This is a genomic window from Maribacter litoralis (genome assembly GCF_003075045.1).
Taxonomy (GTDB): Bacteria; Bacteroidota; Bacteroidia; order Flavobacteriales; family Flavobacteriaceae; genus Maribacter; species Maribacter litoralis.
Genome location: NZ_QCZD01000004.1, coordinates 258,566 through 276,583 on the forward strand (window position 1 = coordinate 258,566; position 18,018 = coordinate 276,583).

11 protein-coding genes are annotated in these 18,018 nt (G+C 36.5%); 3 read left to right on the forward strand and 8 right to left on the reverse strand.

All coding sequences use genetic code 11. The annotated features are described in order from the left end of the window. Window positions 1–70: 70 nt before the first annotated feature. Complete coding sequence (locus DCS95_RS16760; protein WP_116771944.1) at window positions 71–3,322, forward strand: ligand-binding sensor domain-containing protein; 3,252 nt, start codon at window positions 71–73, stop codon at window positions 3,320–3,322. A 65-nt stretch (window positions 3,323–3,387) separates the two neighbouring features. Here DCS95_RS16760 and DCS95_RS16765 read toward each other — a convergent pair whose 3' ends face one another. The 4 genes from DCS95_RS16765 to DCS95_RS16780 form a co-directional block, all read right to left on the reverse strand. Beyond that, the gene (locus DCS95_RS16765) at window positions 3,388–4,386 is read right to left on the reverse strand and encodes an alpha/beta fold hydrolase (RefSeq protein WP_116771945.1); all 999 of its coding nucleotides are present in this window, start codon (window positions 4,384–4,386) and stop codon (window positions 3,388–3,390) included. A 214-nt stretch (window positions 4,387–4,600) separates the two neighbouring features. Next, a complete protein-coding gene (locus tag DCS95_RS16770) occupies window positions 4,601–5,152 on the reverse strand; it encodes a CopD family protein (protein WP_116771982.1) in 552 nt (183 codons plus the stop codon). Between the two features lie 200 nt (window positions 5,153–5,352). Beyond that, entirely contained in the window at window positions 5,353–8,478 is a 3,126-nt protein-coding gene (locus tag DCS95_RS16775) for a VPS10 domain-containing protein (protein WP_116771946.1), read from the reverse strand. Between the two features lie 72 nt (window positions 8,479–8,550). Then, window positions 8,551–11,694, reverse strand: coding sequence for a WD40/YVTN/BNR-like repeat-containing protein (locus DCS95_RS16780; RefSeq protein ID WP_116771947.1), 3,144 nt, complete (start codon window positions 11,692–11,694; stop codon window positions 8,551–8,553). A gap of 275 nt (window positions 11,695–11,969) precedes the next feature. Here DCS95_RS16780 and DCS95_RS16785 point away from each other — a divergent pair, with 275 nt between their 5' ends. Further along, window positions 11,970–13,274: an alpha/beta hydrolase family protein gene (locus DCS95_RS16785; RefSeq protein WP_116771948.1), complete on the forward strand. Its 1,305-nt coding sequence runs from the start codon at window positions 11,970–11,972 to the stop codon at window positions 13,272–13,274. 1 nt (window position 13,275) lies between these two features. On the opposite strand, the gene DCS95_RS20310 is transcribed toward DCS95_RS16785, so the two are convergent. From DCS95_RS20310 to hemH, 4 genes are all read right to left on the reverse strand, one after another. Continuing rightward, window positions 13,276–13,416, reverse strand: a complete 141-nt coding sequence (locus DCS95_RS20310) for a hypothetical protein (protein ID WP_159302710.1) — start codon at window positions 13,414–13,416, stop codon at window positions 13,276–13,278. Between the two features lie 70 nt (window positions 13,417–13,486). After that, on the reverse strand, window positions 13,487–14,866 hold the full coding sequence (locus DCS95_RS16790; protein WP_116771949.1) for an MATE family efflux transporter: 1,380 nt from the start codon (window positions 14,864–14,866) through the stop codon (window positions 13,487–13,489). 47 nt (window positions 14,867–14,913) lie between these two features. Continuing rightward, window positions 14,914–15,687 carry a DUF3050 domain-containing protein gene (locus tag DCS95_RS16795; RefSeq protein ID WP_116771950.1) on the reverse strand — a complete coding sequence of 258 codons (774 nt, stop codon included), beginning with the start codon at window positions 15,685–15,687 and terminating at the stop codon, window positions 14,914–14,916. A 30-nt stretch (window positions 15,688–15,717) separates the two neighbouring features. After that, window positions 15,718–16,761 (reverse strand): ferrochelatase, encoded by a 1,044-nt coding sequence (hemH, locus tag DCS95_RS16800; protein WP_116771951.1) that lies wholly within the window; start codon window positions 16,759–16,761, stop codon window positions 15,718–15,720. 177 nt (window positions 16,762–16,938) lie between these two features. Here hemH and DCS95_RS16805 point away from each other — a divergent pair, with 177 nt between their 5' ends. Next, on the forward strand, window positions 16,939–18,006 hold the full coding sequence (locus DCS95_RS16805) for a mechanosensitive ion channel family protein (protein ID WP_116771952.1): 1,068 nt from the start codon (window positions 16,939–16,941) through the stop codon (window positions 18,004–18,006). Window positions 18,007–18,018 lie beyond the last annotated feature (12 nt).

Genomic DNA, 18,018 nt, shown 5'->3' on the forward strand with positions numbered 1-18,018 from the left:
TAGTTCATTTTGAAAGTAATTTCTTATATTTAAATGCGTTAAATCTTAGTACGCCCCTTATAGGTCTGATATGCTTTTCAATACTTTGTCTAAAAATCTTGCCTTTTTACTATTCATTCTAATTTCATTTAGCGCTTACTCTCAAAGCTTAGAGCCCCTAAAATTTCATCATATTCAAGATGGTATGTCTCAAAGCTCTGCTACAAAATTACTAGAAGATCGTTATGGGTTTATATGGGTAGGCACACGAAATGGACTGAACAAATATGATGGTAAGGATTTTGAAATATTCAGAAAAAGTACTGATAATAAAACTGGGCTTAGCCATGAATACGTAGTTGAATTGTATGAAGATGACGAGAACTTACTTATTGGCACAAACGAAGGTTTAAATCTATATGACCGAAGTTTAAATATTGTAGCCCCCTTTCCTTTTAAAAATGAAGGATTACATATAAAAGATCGCAGCTTTCAATCGGTAGCAAGAATAAATGGAGAATTATGGTTAGGTACAGAATCGGCTGGTCTTTATAAATACAATGAAAATACAGGCAAGATAAGTCACTTGGCCCTCGACAACGATAAACTAGAAGTTGTTAATCCTAGAATAAACAGGATACTTAAGATAATTCCTTTAGATGCTAACAGGGTACTTATTATTTCATCATACAATATTATTGTCACCAACAATAATTTAGAGATATTAAACGAAGTTCAAGAAATAGAAAATATCATATCTGCCATTTCATTGAAAGACAATAACTTTTTACTTGGTACAAATAATGGCTCACTAATTCGTTTAAACGTAAGCCTTACCTCTAAAATTGATAAGGAAAAAAAACAGGTTAGTCCAGGCTTTGGCATTCTTTCGTTAGCTAAAAATCTAAATAATGAATTTTGGATCGGCACTGAAAACAATGGTTTATACATATACTCTACCGAACTTGAATTTATTCGTCATTTAGAGTACAATGTTTCTAAACCCAATTCCATTTCCGGTAATTCAATTTGGACCATATTATGTACTCGAAATGGTACCATGTGGGTAGCCCCATACAAAAGTGGATTAAATTTTTATGACCCCGAATATTTTAAGTTTAGGCATATTAATTCAGACCCTTTTAACCCCAAGTCTTTAAGTAATAAACTAGTCAATTGTTTTATTGAAGACGCAAATGGAAACTTTTGGATAGGCACAGATGGTGGAGGTCTCAATTATTGGAACAGAGCATTAGACACCTTTGAACATTATGCATTAAAAAATAAAACCCTTAATACCAATGTTGTTCTATCTATATTACAGAATAAAGAAGATGAATTATGGCTAGGCACGTGGACCAATGGAATCACCGTATTTAATACCAAAACAAAAAAGTTTAAGGAATTAAATACAGAAAACTCTTTTTTAAACTCGAACATTGTAATCGATTTTATAAAAGATAAAAAAGGGCATATTTGGATCATAAATTATTTTGCGGGTGTGCAAGTGTATGATCCAAATACACATGTACATAAAAATGTAATACTAAATTCAGATGTTGATGGAGTAGAAATCAATTCAATCTATCAAATATTCGAAGACAACCTAGGTCAAATGTGGATTGGCACTTTAAACTCCGGTCTATTCAAATTGACCAAAAACAATGGTACTTGGACAACTACACATTATAGCACTCATAATTCATTAAGCAACAACTTTGTCAATACTATCATTCAAGATAGTGAGGGTACATTATGGGTTGGCACGCAAGGCGGACTTAACAAATACAATGCTGAAACCGATTCTTTTGAGGCAATTACCAAATCAGAAGGTCTTAGAAATGATGCAATAAAAGGAATTATAGATGACACCTACAACCATCTATGGCTAAGTACTGAAAACGGAATTACACGGTACAACACCTGCACAGGCGATTTTATAAATTATGATGTTGATGAAGGACTTCAAGCTAAAGAATTCATAGCTAGTTCTACCTTGACCACTAGTAAAGGTGAGTACGTTTTTGGTGGTATAAACGGATTTAACATTTTCACCGCCAATGATGTAGAAAAACGTAAAGACACCCTTACCTTATATGTTTCCGGACTTAAAATCTTTAATAAACCAGTGCTTCCTAACGATGAATTTGGTGTATTGAAAAAAAATATTAGTCAAGTAGATACCTTAACTTTTAGCTATGACCAGTCCGTTATCAATATTGACTTTAAAGCGCTAACGTTTAGACATCCAGAAAGTGTTAATTATGCTTTTTATTTGGGTGGATTTGAAAAAGAATGGAATTATGTAGGAAACACACCTACAGCGACCTATACCAATCTTAATGCCGGAGAATATACCTTAAAAATGAAATCTACCAATTCTGATGGTGTATGGACCGATAATGAAATTGACTTAACCCTAATTATCACTCCCCCATATTGGCAAACTTGGTGGTTTAATTTATTAATGGTCGCCCTATTGCTTTTGCTATTCTATGTTGCATATTACATTAAGCTTAGAACCATTAAGAAAAACCAACGTAGGTTAGAATTAAAGGTAGCAGAACGTACCACTGAACTACAAGATCAAAAGGACAAACTTTTAAAGGCCGCAGACGATTTAGAAACGAAGAATCAAGAAATACAACGATTTACTTTTGCGGTTTCACACGACTTAAAAAGTCCACTGAGCAATATTAAAGGCCTTGCTAGCCTTATTCCTACAGAAATGCCAATAGAAGAGCATCCGCTGGTAGCCGAATATCTTGGTTTAATAGATGTTTCATGCAATAATATGAACGAGTTGATATCTGACATCACCGAAATAGCAAGACTTGGAAAAATAGAAAATAAGAATGAGCTATTGAATACCAATGAGATATTAGATTTATCAAGAAAACTTATTAAAAGTAAACTAGACAAGAAAAACATACATCTTACCATTGCAGATAACCTACCCGACATTTTTGGCGACCGAAACAGGATTATTCAGGTTTTTGGCAACTTTTTAGATAATGCGGTCAAGTATATGGGAGACCAACCAAATCCTCAAATAACCGTAGATTTTGAAGATACGGGAAAAACCAATACTTTTTTGGTACGTGACAATGGTTTAGGTATCAGCCAAGCGGACCTGAAAAAATTATTTACACCTTTTGAACGTTTTCATCAGAACATTGAAGGTACAGGCTTGGGGCTTTATATGGTTAAAAAAATTGCAATTTCTCATGGTGGTACTATTGCCGCCGAATCTGCAGGAAAAGGAGAAGGAACTACTTTTAAACTTATTTTGCCAAAAGCGAAAATTGCCGCTAAGAAAGCCAAAAACTACTTGAAGTCTTAATTGAATAAATTAGGCATATCTACATATTAAAAAATATACCCCAACAAGCTTTGTATAACCAATACTTATTCTTTTAAAAACTTAATCAATGAGGTAATAAAGCTTTCAAATTTTTCAATATGTGGTAAATGACCAATATTATCTATTTCCACCAATTGAGAATTCTGTATGCGCTGCTGTGTTGTTTTACCTAATTGATTATAAAGTCCCATTGTTTTTCTCACCTCATCAGAAACTAATGGTTTACCAAGCGCCGTTCTATCTCGTGTTCCTATAATTAATAAAGTAGGCACATTAATATTTTTAAATTCATACACTACAGGTTGTGTAAAAATCATGTCATAGGTTAGCGCAGCATTCCAGGCAATTCTATCATAATCTGAATTCAATGTCCAACCGGCCAATAAATTTACCCATTGATCATAGTCGCTTTTCCACTTATTATCATAATAATTTTTCAATTGGTAATTTTTAATGCCTTCATAACTTTTCTTAAGTTCATTGGCATACCACCATTCAACAGGCTTGTAAGGCACTTTTAATTTCCAATCTTCAAGTCCGATGGGGTTTTCTAAAACCAACTTCTCTGTTGTTTTAGGGTACATTAGCGCAAATCGAGTAGCCAACATGCCTCCCATAGAATGCCCTAAAATAGTTGTTTTAGTTACCTTCAAGGTATCAAGCAACTCTTTTGTATTGCGAGCCAATTGTTGAAATGTATAATGAAAATATGCAGGTTTAGAAGATTTACCAAAGCCTATTTGATCCGGTACAATTACGCGATAGCCTTCTTCAGTCAGTGCTTCGATTGTAGTTTTCCAATAGGCTCCATTGAAGTTTTTACCGTGAAAAAGCACAATGCTCTTGCCGTTAAAGTTAGAAGGTTTTACATCCATGTAAGACATTTGCAGATCTTGACCTTGAACTTTTAAATTCAACTCAGAAACATCAAAAGGATATTCATAGTTCGCCAATTCAATATCAAGCCATTTCAGGTTGTTTGTCTGTGCAAATAAAAATTGAACAAACACACTAATTAACCCTAACATCATTATATTTCTCATCTACATATTTTTATGATTATCTAAAATTAATAAAGCTGTAGCAGCCTTTTTAACTGTAAAACACAAAAATTATAACAATTAAACTAAGAGTGGGATTTAAAATAGGACCGTGACTTGTTGGCCTTCACCTGGTAGTTAGATTAAAATAATACTTGCTTGATATAAGTTGAGCTGTAATTCAACCTCGCTCATTATTTCTAGCATAAAGCTTGAATTATTCTTCGGGATTATTGCTCCTTATTCTTTTGTAGAGTTTTATACCCAGCATTAAAAGTATCCCTAAAACTATAATGCCTACTACTCCAAAAATCCAATTAAAAGAACTCTTCAAAATCACCAAGAACACAACTGCGAACAAAATTAAGGTAGCACCCTCATTCCATATACGCATAAATTTAGAGGTATATTGAATATCATCTTGTTGAAACTTTTTGAAAATTTGATGGTTTTTTAGATGATATAATATCAGTAACACTACAAAACCAAGTTTTATGTGCATCCAAGCTTGGGTCAACCATCCTGGGTAAATAATTAGCAACCAAATAGCAAAAAACACTGCTAATACAGCCGATGGCCAGGTGATAATATACCACAAGCGTTTGGTCATCAACTTTAATTGTTTTGAAAGAATTTCTTTTTCTGGTGATGGTTTTAGGTGCGCTTCTATATGATAAATGAATAATCTAGGAATATAAAAAAGCCCTGCAAACCACGTTATTACGAAGATGAGATGCAGGGATTTTATATAATTGTAATATTCTGTCATAGCGCTTATAAAAACAAACTCAAGTTCAAGAGGAAAGCTCAAAAGCAAGAAACAAGTTCAAGTGCAAATTCAAATTCAAATTCAAAACTCAAACTCAAGTGCAAGAAACAAGTGCAAGTGCAAAACTAATTTCTCAGTTCTCTTTTCTCTTTTCCAGTCTTAAACAAGTTCAAAGTTAGCAAAAGCGGATAGAACTTACCTTATAATCTTATTGCACCTACTCCTACATCCCATAAGGTTTTATTGTAGGCTGGTATTTCCGTATTCTTCAACTGATTTCCTTTTGCTTTTAATGTCTCCCATTTCTTATCCAATTCAGCCTTTCGGTCTTTATTAGATTTATTCAATCTTGCGATACTACTATTGGTCTGATTGATCATGAACAGATATTCTGCCGTGAATTTATTTGGAAAATTTTCTACGTCATCATACGCCTGAGATTTTCGTTGTACCATATCGGCATCCCAAGCTTTCAAATCAGCCAGCAACTTTTCACCTTTAGATTTGGCTTCTACATCGGTTACCTTTTTCAACACTTCTGCCAAATCTTGTTGTGCTTTGTACAACAAATTCACCATATTATGCATTTCGGTCAACTCGGCTTCTGCATCGGTCATAAAAGCATCAAACTCTTCATACTGACCAGGTTTTGTCTCATAGTTAGGCACCTCTTTTATTACACCTGTGGTGGATACTGTTTGCCCATCAACTTTTAATGTAAAAGTATATGTACCAGGGGAAACTTTATGTCCGCTAAATCCTGCTTCAATATATACATCAGGTACTCCTGGCATAATTGGGTATTTCATATCCCATACAAAACGGTTTAGTCCTTCTTCTTTACTCAACACTGGTGCCGGAGGAGCACCGCCACCATTGTGTGGTTTGTACGTAGGATCCTTTTCTGAACTGATAGTTCTTATCATTTTCCCATTAGCATCAAAAATCTCTAGAGTAATTGCCGTACTATCTGCTAATTTTGGGAGCTCATAATATAATACCACCCCATTGGCAGGGTTAATACCGTTAAACGCATCGCTACCCGTAAATGAACTAGAATTACCACTTAGCGGACTGCCCCAAGAGCCATTATAAGCATCTTTTGGTTTTAATATTTGAAGTCCTTTCTTAGACGGTTGATACTGAGACAGCGCAATAATATCATCTAATATCCAAAATGAACGCCCCGATGTTGCCACCACTAAATCGCCCTGATGTACTTTTAAATCTGTAATTGGGGTATTAGGCAAATTCAGTTGAAAAGGCTCCCAAGATTTACCACCGTTCCATGATGCATAGATACCTTTCTCCGTACCGGCGTAAAGTAAATCCTTTTTGAACTCATCTTCACGAACTACACGGGTAAAAGCTCCATAAGGTATCCCTGAATTTATAGCCGTCCATGTTTTACCATAATCTGTTGTTTTATAGAAACCTGGCGTATAATCATTAAACTTATACCTGGTCGTTGCAATGTATGCCGTAGCCGGGTCATGAGGAGAAACCTCTATGGCATTGATCAAACATTCTTTCAATCCTTTAGGGGTTACATTCTCCCAAGTTTCCCCACCATTTTTGGTCAAGTAAACCAATCCGTCATCACTACCTGTCCAAATATGTCCTTTTTCATGTGGCGATTCTAGCATATATGCCAATGTTCCGTAATTCTCTGCACCAACTGCTTCATTGGTATAAGGACCACCGCCATTACCTTGTTTTGCATCGATATCGCGTGTAAGGTCAGGCGATATTTCTTCCCAGGTTACACCCATATCCTTAGTACGCAAAACCAATTGTGCACCGTGATAGTATGTACCAGGCTCATGTTTAGAACCAATTATAGGTGCATTCCAATTATACAGGTACTTCATATTTCTAGCTTCCCTACCCAAATATTGAATGGGTGCCGCCATAATTTTGGTCGATGCCTTTGATTCCATATCCAAGACTTCAATAGTACCAAGGTAACTACCACCTAAAACATAGCGGGGATTATCTGGATCAAAAGCTAAAAAAGCACTTTCACCTCCGGCAGTATATGTCCAATCTTGTTCTGTTATACTTCTTCTACCCATAGAGGCACTAGCAATTTTGACCGCAGTATTATCTTGCTGACCGGCATAAATATTATAAGGAAACAGATTATCTACATTAATACGATAAAACTGAGCGGTAGGCATATTATCTTGTGTAGACCAAGTTTTTGCATAATCGAATGAAACGGCAGCCCCACCATCATTGGCAATCACCATATTCTTAGAATTATTTGGATTTATCCATAGGTTATGATAATCCCCATGGGTTCCTGAAAGCGTTTCCCATGTTTTTCCACCATCTTCAGAACGTAGCGCAGGTGCACTTAAAACATACACGGTATCTTCATCATTAGGATCTACAAAAACCTCAATATAATACCAAGCACGCTGTACCAATCTATTATCTCCACTGACCATGCTCCAAGATCCACCAGCATCATTTGAAACGAAAAGTCCGCCTTTATCTGCGTCGGAATCACTTTCAATAAGAGCATAAACTTTGTTAGAATTTGAAGGACTCACAGCTATCGCCATTTTTCCTTTTTCCTCCGGAAGTCCTTTATGTATTTTCTGCCAAGTTTCTCCGGCATCCGTAGATTTATAGAGACCACTACCTGCACCACCACTTACCACCATATTTGGTTTACGTTGATGTTCCCACATGGCGGCATACATAATTTCAGGATAATTGGCATCCATAGAAAGTTCAGAAGCACCTGTTAATTCATTTACGAAGAGCGTGTTTTTCCAAGTCTTACCCCCATCAACAGATTTATAGATACCACGTTCTGCATTACCTTCAAAAAGAGCTCCTTGCGCTGCCACATAAACAATATCAGGATTTGTAGGGTGAATGATGATTCTTGAAATATGTTGGGTTTTTTCAAGTCCCATTTTCTTCCAAGTTTTACCCGCATCAGTAGACTTATATATACCGTCACCGTAAGATGTCATAACACCACGTGGTGCATGTTCTCCCATACCCACATAAACAATATTAGGATTGGAAGCCGAAACGGAAACCGCACCAACAGAGCCCAGTTCAAAATATCCATCCGATATATTTTCCCAACGTTGTCCGGCAGATTCTGTTTTCCAAACTCCGCCACCAGTAGTACCCATATAGTAGGTCATAGGTTCACCGATAACCCCTGTTGCAGTTACCGAACGCCCACCTCTAAACGGACCAATATTTCTGAATTTTAAAGGCTGAAAATAATCGTTGGCAGATTGGGCAAAAGTTATGGAAGTTGCCAGTACCGCCATAAAAAAGAGTAGTTGTTTTTTCATGTGTGATGGTTGAGTTTTATCTAAAAAGTAAAAACCTCTCTAAAGAATAGAGAGGTTTTTATTCATGGATTTTTACTTTCCGTCTTCAACAAACAAATAGTTTAAGTTCAATTCGTTAAACTCTTTATTGAATTCTTGAAGTTCAGATGATATAACGTTATTAAAAATTTGAAGCTCCTTGTTTATTTTAGCTGTCAACTCGTTCTTCACCGCAATATCTTGCTCCGTAGGTGGAAAATCGTCTATAGAAACCAAACTGTTCAAATGACCTAACTTATTGGTCAATTTTATAGGGAAGTTCAATGGATCCTGTCTACTTCTGTTTTTTGTTTGATACAGCGCCTTCTCTACCTCGCCAAGCTTTTCTTTCATTTTTTTGGCTTTTTCAATCAACTCGGTAGTTCTTTCATCATCTTTATACTGCTCGGTAAATGCATTCAATTGTGCCGTAACATCTCTAATCTTTTTTATAGATTGATGCGCATTTTCAATAGTAGTATTGATATCGGTAATAAAATCATACTGTTGCTGCATTTCCGCTACAGAACTTTCTGCTCTTGGGTCTGGCAAAATGGTAAACGTTTCGCTGTTATTAGTTCCGTTCACATTTAAATGTACTTTGTAATCTCCAGGCACAGCTTTGGCACCATCAAAACTAGCCCACCAGAAAATCATTCCTTCGAGTTTCGTAGCTCCTTTACCGCGCGTATCCCAAACAAAAGTGTTGCCCCCTTTTTTAAGGTCTAACTTCTTGTCTTTTTTCTTTGCCGTAGAACTATAGTTAGCCAATGTATCACCAGCCATATTAGTATACGTTAATTGCACGGTGTCTTTTTCAGAATAGTTCTTCAAAAGAAAGTGGGTAATGACGCCGTTCTCCAAATTTTGACCTGAAGTTTTTGATGGCTTCTTAGCTGCCCTACCTTTTGTACGGTATGAATCTTTTGGTTTGAACAATATGGTATTCGCTTTCTTCTTGCTTTCATCTAATTGATGCAAAACCGTTAAATCATCTATTATCCAAAGGCTACGACCTTGTGTTGCTACAATTAAATTATCATCTTTAATAGTCAAATCTGTAATTGGAACAATAGGTAAGTTCATTTGAAAAGGAGACCAACTAGCTCCGTCATTAAAAGAAACGTACATGCCCGTTTCGGTACCTGCATATAGCAATCCCTTCTTTTTTGGGTCTTCACGAACTACTCTTGTAAAATGTTCGGAAGGGATACCGTTCGTTATTTTTGTCCACGTTTTACCGTAATCCGTGGTTTTATAAAGATAAGGCTGAAAATCACCTAATTTATATCTTGTTGCGGCTACGTAACATGTTCCCTCATCAAAGTTTGATGGCTCTATACTGTTTATCATATTCCACTCTGGCATGTTAGACGGTGTAACATTTTCCCATGTTGTACCAGAATCTTTAGAAACATGAATTAATCCGTCATCACTACCTACCCATAACAGGCCTTCTTTCAACGGACTCTCATTTGCCGTAAAAATAGTACAGTAATATTCTACACTGGTATTATCTTGAGTTATTGGTCCGCCACTAGAACCCAATTTAGTTGGGTCGTTTCGTGTTAGGTCGCCACTTAAAACCTCCCAGCTCTGACCCTCATTTTCTGAAACATGTACGTAATTAGAAAATGTATATAATTTCTTCGGGTTATGTCTACTAAATAGAATGGGGAAATTCCACTGAAAACGATACTTCATAGCTTCCGCACCAGCACCCATTGGGTTGTCTGGCCATACATTGATACCTCTTACCGTTTTATTTTTATGATTGACCCTGGTTAAAAATCCGTCATAACTACCACCATACACAATATCATTATCTTTTGGGTCAACAGCAATCCAAGCAGATTCACCACCGGCAGTTTCTTCCCAATTGCTATCATCTATGGTACGCCCATCACTTCTGTGGTCTATTCTTAAAGTTGAATTATCTTGTTGTGCTACATAAATTCTATATGGAAAAGAGTTATCTGTTGTTACACGATAAAATTGTGCCGTAGGCTGATTGTAATATGTACTCCATGTTTCACCACCATCGTAAGATATTTGAGCACCACCATCGTCACCAATAATCATGCGTTGCGAGTCTTCAGGGGAAATCCATAAATCATGATGATCACCATGAGGTGCATTGAATGTATTAAAAGATTTACCTCCGTCGGTCGACTTGTGGTAGTTCACATTTAATACATACACAACATCTTCATCTTGCGTATCGGCATATACTCTTGTGTAATACCAAGCACGTTGTCTTAGCTTTCTTTCGGAATTAACTATTGACCAAGTTTTACCTCCATTTTCGGATCGGTACAAACCACCTTTTTCCTTATTCTCTACTATAGCCCAAACCTTTTCTGAATTCTTAGGAGAAACGGCTACACCAATAATACCCAAAGTATCCGTAGGGAAACCTTCATTTTTTGAAATCTCAGTCCAGGTTTCACCACTGTCCATACTCTTCCAAAGTGCAGAGCCGTCACCACCACTTATTAAACTGTAAGGCGTTCGTTGTGCATGCCATGTAGAAGCATATAAAATTCTTGGATTGTTGGGGTCAAAAGTTAAATCTACCGCACCAGCTTGTTCATTTACAAATAGCACTTGTTTCCAATTTTTACCCCCATCTGTACTTTTATAAATACCACGGTCTTTAGTCGGCTTATAAATATCGCCTAGAACCGCTGCATATACCGTATTATAATCAGTAGGATGCACACGAAGTCGTGGTACATGTTTACTTTTTTCCAACCCAGCCGTAGCCCAAGTTTTACCTCCATCCTCGGTTTTCCAAACTCCGTAACCTGATGATACGTTACCTCTTAAGGTTTTTTCTCCGCCACCAACGTATATAACATTAGGGTCACTTTTGGCTACCTCAACGGCACCTATACTTCCACCGAAATATCCATCGGAAATATTGTCCCAAGTACGACCACCGTCCAATGTTTTCCATACTCCGCCACCTGCAGCGCCAAAGTAAAACAAATTAGGCTCGCCGGGCACACCGGTTACCGCAGCAGATCTACCACCACGAAACGGACCGATCAATCTATAATCCAAGCTAGAGTATAGCTCTTCTGGATACGTAGGAGTAACAGTTTGTGATTTTTTCTTTCTTTGAGATAATAATGATAATGGTAATAGAAAACATGCCAGCATGAGTATGCCAGCATTGGTAAGGTGCTTTTTCATTTTGATAGTTTGGTATTAGTCTTCTCTAAAATTAAACATTTTGTTACGCAAATGTTGATTTTAAGATTTTATTAGCATCTCTTAAGAAGCTTAATTATCACATTATGAATTCCGCTGTCCATTACATAGACAATCTTCAATCAATATTTAAATTTCTAAGTATCATTAAATGGACCGATAACTAATCCTTTAAAGAAAACAGCAATTCAAGGTTATACAACGAAATCGATAAATGATTAAAGTATTCTTATATTTAAGCCAACAAACTAACAATTATGAAATTTAGAACACTTTTATTTTCAGCATCGTTAATTACACTCCTATTCAACGGATTGACAATTAATACCGTAAATGCCCAAACCAAAGATTTTTTATACGGAGACCAATTGCCCGATGCTCCTGAACTTAGTGCAAGGGGCGAATATAAAGTTGGCGTACAGACCGTAAATCTGGTTAACCCTGATCAAGTAGATATTTTAAATTCGAAAGAAGGCAAAGACCCAACCTATGACAGACCAATTACTATTGAAGTTTGGTATCCTGCCAGCGTAAAAAATGATGCTAAAACCGTGGTGTATGATGAAGTCATGGGAACAAGAGGCGATACGCTTAGACCATTAACACCATTTACCTTTAAAGGAAGAGCTTACAGAGATGCCAATGCATTAAAAGGGAATAAATTTCCTTTAGTGGTAGTATCTCACGGTTATGTTGGTTCTAGATATTTAATGACCTATTTAACGGAAAACCTAGCATCTAAAGGGTATATCGTAGCAGCTATTGACCATACAGATTCAACTTTTAAGGATGCGAACGCATTTCAAAGTACTTTACTCAATAGACCTAAAGACATTCGTTTTGTAATCAATGAAATGGAAAAACTAGGAGCAAAAGGCTCTAAAAATAAAATAGCCGGACTAGTAGATGCCAATAACACGGCAATCATAGGATATTCTATGGGTGGATACGGAGTATTAAACGTTGGTGGAGCTGGATATAGCGACGGTTTAGGTCAATTTTTTACCGGAATGACTGGTGGTAGTTCTGCAATCTCAGTAAATCTTGCTGGAAATGCGGAATACGAAAAATCGGCTGATTCTAGAATAAAAGCTATCGTAGCATTTGCTCCATGGGGAATGGAACGAGGAGTTTGGGATGCGGAAGGATTAAAAGGATTAAAAACTCCCACATTCTTTATTGCTGGAAGCCAAGATGATATTTCCGGTTACGAAAAAGGAATTAAAGCAATTTATGAAGGTGCGGTAAATGCAGACCGGTACTTATTGACTTATAAAAACGCAAGACATAATGTAGCACCCAACCCACCACCAGCAGAAGCGTTAGCTCCTGGTTTACATATAGATGAGTACTACAGATATGCAGAGCCATCTTGGGATCAGCGTAAAATAAACAACGTTAACCAACATTTTGTAACTGCATTTATAGGCAAGCATCTTAAAAACCAAGACAGCGCCAAGTTTTTGGACGTTCAGGAAAATTCAAATGAAAAAGACTGGACAGGTTTTAAACCAAGATCTTCTACCGGGATGGAGTTGTTACATGCACAACCCGCTAACTAACTTAATTTTTAAATTTAGCTGCTTTAGGAGTCTCTTCCTCTAGCAGCTTCATATATCTATTTTGATTGTTTACTAACTCTTTAAGTTTCCATGCTAATAGAAATATGGCAACGGCAATTAATTGTGATAAAATGAAATTCATATTCGTGTTTTTTAGCGTTCTAAAGCTACTTACGAAGGATTTGGTCTAGGGTTTGGTTTTACATCAGAAATTAGCCCACCAAAGTTTTATTAATCTCTTTCCTTAAAAAATATCCAGTAACTATAGTTGCAAGCACATCTGCTATGGGAAAAGAAATCCAAACGCCTAGTTCGCCTAGAAAATTTGGTAGGATCAGTATTAAAGGAATAAAGAAGAACCCTTGTCGGCATAAGGTCAATAACAATGCCGGCACAGCTTTACCGATAGCTTGAAAATATGCTGCACCTATAAGCTGAAGTGCAATAATGGGAGTAGCGGCAAACACCCAACGCATAGCAGACGGTGTGTTTTCTAGAACAAAGGCGTTTGTTTCAATCTCCAATGCGCTCATATCTGGTTTATGGCTCAAAAAGAGTCCGGCAATTTCCGCGGGAAAAATCATGAGTCCGGCGAAAACTATGGTTGCCAATATTGCTGCATATTTTATTGCAGTATAAATAGATTCTTTTACCCTATCGAATTTTTCGGCACCGTAATTAAAACCGGCAATTGGCAAGAAACCTTGCGTAACACCAAATACCGGAAAAAGCGCAAACATCAACATTCTACCGATAATGGCATATACCGCTACCATAGCTTCTCCTCCCAAATCGAATAAAATATTATTCATCAACAGGTAAATAACGCTCACTACAGCTTGTCTAGAAAGAGTAACTACGCCAAGTGAGCTTATTTCTTTTAGAATAGAAAACTTAATTCGTAAATACTTGGACTTTAGCTTTAATTCTGAGTTATTCGATAAGAAAAAATAAACGACATAACAGAAGCACAATAAGTAACTGATAGTGGTTGCCCATGCAGCACCTTCCATGCCATAATCCATCACATTAATGAACAAATAATCCAAAATTAAATTCCCAATTGACGGTATAATCATAGCAATCATAGCAAATTTGGGCTTGCCTTCCGATCGAATAACATTATTGCCCATCATATTGAGACCCAAAAAAGGTACTCCGTACAATACAATGACATAATAGATTTTAGCCAACTCAAAAATGGAGCCTTTACCGCCAAATGCAGGTATTAAAGTGTCAACAAAAGTGAGCCCTACGGCTACCATTGAAGTGGTAATCAAAATGGTAAATGATATCTGATTACCAAATGTTCGCAGTGCTTTTTCCTTATTATTGGCACCTAACGCGCGCGAAATAATACTGGCGCCACCAATACCAATAGCCATACCCAAAGCCCCTATAAAAAATGAAATAGGTAGTACAACGTTGATTGCAGCAATGGCAATAGACCCGATCCAATTTCCAACAAAAATAGAATCTACCAGCACATTGAGCGACATCACCAATATGCCGATACTAGCTGGTAATGCCTGTTTAATAAGCAAACTTGATATTGATTCCGTTCCTAATTGTTCTGCGGAAACGTTTGCCATGTGTGTAGTTTATTTGTTGAAATTGATACTCATATAAATTACGATGTTTAACCCGATACTTCTGAAGTTTGTCTTATAGATGCTTCAATATGGCTCCACAAATTAATGCGTTCTTTCAAAGCTTTTTCTGAACATTCCAATACTTCATGCCACTTAGCTTCACTATCACCACACAGTTCTTGTATCATTTTTAAAGCAAGCGGACCGTGTTCATCTCCATCCAATTCAATATGCCTTCTTAGGTAATACTCTAGTTTAGGATATGCATCTTCCCCTGCCTGTTCCACAATTTTTAAAAACATATCGGGTATCAAATCTTCTCTACCAAAAGTAAAAGCTGCTGCAATTTTATGTGGTTCTTGTGTTTGTATCGTTTCAAAAGTGAAATTCAAAAACGACTTAACGGCATCGTTTAAATCAGCATTTTCAATAGCTGATAATACAGTATCAAGAGAATGTATTCCTTTAAGAAAATCGGTTATTTTATTGGTATCGGCACCTACTTCAACCATCGCATCCAAGTACATTTCGTAATGACTTTTTAAAACGCCCAATTCATTGACATCTGTTTCTTCCTCCAAAACGATTTCATTAATAAACCGAGCGGTATTTGTATTCTTTACCGGTTTCCACGGTAAAGTGGTACACGTTAGGTTTACTTGCAAGGCCTTTAAAAGTGACATAAAATCCCACACGGCATACACATGGTTTTCCATGAATACCTGTATATCAGATACCGATTTCAGCTCCTTATATAGGGCATGATTTCTTAATTCCTCTCTTAACGGTTGTAATATAATTTCTATTTCTTCGATTTTCATAGCGGTGATTTCTAAGATTTAATAGTGTATTTATGTACTTGGCACTACATCCAAGGCATCTGTAGTTTGCCAATCGTTGACCCATTTTGCCATTACTTTAACCCATGCGTCGCTATCGTTCAAACAAGATATATGCTTGTAATCTTCTCCACCTGCTTCTAAAAATTGTTCTTTGCCTTCCATTGCAATTTCCTCTAGAGTTTCAAGGCAATCACTAACAAATGCAGGTGTAATTACAGCCAATTTTTTCTTGCCTTCTTTAGCCAAACGTTCAAACTCATAATCGGTATAAGGTTTTAGCCATGGGTCACCCGCCAAACGCGATTGAAATGAAGTGCTGACCTGTTCTTCTTTCAACCCTAAATATTCCTTTACCATTTTTGTGGTATCATACACTTGATGTCTGTAACACGTGTTATGTGCAACAGAATTCACATTACAGCACGTACCATCAATTTTACAATGGAAACTGGTTGGGTCGTTCTTACGAATATGACGTTCTGGAATACCATGGTATGAAAATAATACATGGTCATAATCAAAACCTTCTAGTCCGTCCTTAATACTTTCAGAAAGTACTTTTATAAACTCTGGATGTTTATAAAAAGCAGGCAATGTCGTTATTTTCATGCCGGGAAAAGAAGCTTTTTGTTCCTCCAGTACCTTAACCACTACCGTTTCAAAACTAGACATTGCGTAATGTGGGTATAAAGGCACTAAAAGCACATCATCAACACCTTTATTCTTTAACTCTTGCATGGCATTTTTAATGGTCATGGTTCCATAACGCATACCTAAGGCAACCGGCATTTCGGTCTGTGTTTTCATTTTATTCGTAAAACGCTCGGAGATTACGATTAAAGGAGAGCCTTCTTCCCACCAAATCTTGGCGTAAGCCTCTGCAGATTTTTTTGGTCTGGTCTGTAAAATAATTCCTCTTACCAATATTGTTCTTAACCATTTAGGAGCATCAATGACGCGTTCGTCCATTAAAAATTCATCTAAATACGGTTTAACATCCTTTGGTGTTGGGCTATCGGGTGAACCTAAATTAACCAATAATACTCCTTTCATAGCGTATGTGTTTGTTATTCATTTGCAAAAATAACACTTGAACGTAGATACTATTTTAATTTTTGGCAATAGTTTTTCTATACTTCCATAAAGCAAACCAATTACAGCCCGAATAAGTTTTAAGTGCTGTTTAATTTTAGTAAGTTGTAATTCATAAAGAACTATAATACCTTATACATGAACACATTATTTGATACGGTACCCAGAAGTGCACTTTACTTCTTTATAGCATCTACCCTAGGCGTTTTAATAGCTTACTGGATCATATCATATTTCATTAAAAAATATGGCAAAGACCCCAAATATTTATTACCACGCGGAGCCTTTAAAAAAATTAGCCGTCCTATTTTTTTAATTATCATATCTATTTGGATTCGATCGGAGTCGATACGAACACTATTACAATTAGAAGATTACGCATATTGGTTTAAAAAGACAAGTACCATTCTTTTTATATTATCTATCACATGGTTATTACTTAATTTATTGAAGATTATAAAAACGGTAATCGTTAGTAATTACGACGTACATGTAGAAAATAATCTAAAGGCGCGTAAGATTTATACCCAATTTAATATTCTTGAACGCATTTTTATTTTCGCTATAGTCATACTGGCTATTGGTGCCATACTCATGAGTTTTGAAAATATAAGGGAACTTGGGGTAAGTATTTTTGCATCTGCCGGTGTCGCGGGTATCATTATTGGTTTCTCCGCTCAAAAAATGATCGGTACCGTTTTGGCAGGTATTCAAATTGCAATAGCCCAACCTATAAAAATAGATGATGTGGTAATTGTTGAAGGAGAATGGGGACGCATAGAGGAAATCACCCTTACATATGTTGTCGTTAAAATATGGGATAAACGAAGATTGATTGTACCCACACCATATTTTATTGAAAAGCCGTTTCAGAATTGGACCAAGACATCTTCAGATATTCTAGGAACGGTATTTTTATATACCGATTACAATGTACCTTTTGATGCCATTCGTGAGGAAATGACCAAAATTCTGGAAAATACAGACCTTTGGGATAAAGAAGTTAATGTATTACAAGTAACAGACAGCAAACAAAATTGTGTGGAAATAAGAGCCTTAATGAGTGCCAAAGACTCGCCAACTTCATGGGATCTTCGAGTTCATGTTCGTGAAAAACTAATAACCTTCTTGCAACAAAATTACCCGGACAGTATTCCAAGGAATAGGGTTTTGTTGGAGCAGGAGACTGATATCCATTCTAAATAAAAAGTATCCCAA

Excerpts from the sequence above, each read along its gene's own strand:
- DCS95_RS16780 (WP_116771947.1), bottom strand. The coding sequence starts at position 11,694 with ATGAAAAAGCACCTTACCAATGCTGGCATACTCATGCTGGCATGTTTT.
- DCS95_RS16765 (WP_116771945.1), bottom strand. The coding sequence starts at position 4,386 with ATGAGAAATATAATGATGTTAGGGTTAATTAGTGTGTTTGTTCAATTT.
- DCS95_RS16795 (WP_116771950.1), bottom strand. The coding sequence starts at position 15,687 with ATGAAAATCGAAGAAATAGAAATTATATTACAACCGTTAAGAGAGGAA.
- DCS95_RS16785 (WP_116771948.1), top strand. The coding sequence starts at position 11,970 with ATGAAATTTAGAACACTTTTATTTTCAGCATCGTTAATTACACTCCTA.
- DCS95_RS16790 (WP_116771949.1), bottom strand. The coding sequence starts at position 14,866 with ATGGCAAACGTTTCCGCAGAACAATTAGGAACGGAATCAATATCAAGT.
- DCS95_RS16805 (WP_116771952.1), top strand. The coding sequence starts at position 16,939 with ATGAACACATTATTTGATACGGTACCCAGAAGTGCACTTTACTTCTTT.
- DCS95_RS16770 (WP_116771982.1), bottom strand. The coding sequence starts at position 5,152 with ATGACAGAATATTACAATTATATAAAATCCCTGCATCTCATCTTCGTA.
- hemH (WP_116771951.1), bottom strand. The coding sequence starts at position 16,761 with ATGAAAGGAGTATTATTGGTTAATTTAGGTTCACCCGATAGCCCAACA.
- DCS95_RS20310 (WP_159302710.1), bottom strand. The coding sequence starts at position 13,416 with ATGAATTTCATTTTATCACAATTAATTGCCGTTGCCATATTTCTATTA.
- DCS95_RS16760 (WP_116771944.1), top strand. The coding sequence starts at position 71 with ATGCTTTTCAATACTTTGTCTAAAAATCTTGCCTTTTTACTATTCATT.
- DCS95_RS16775 (WP_116771946.1), bottom strand. The coding sequence starts at position 8,478 with ATGAAAAAACAACTACTCTTTTTTATGGCGGTACTGGCAACTTCCATA.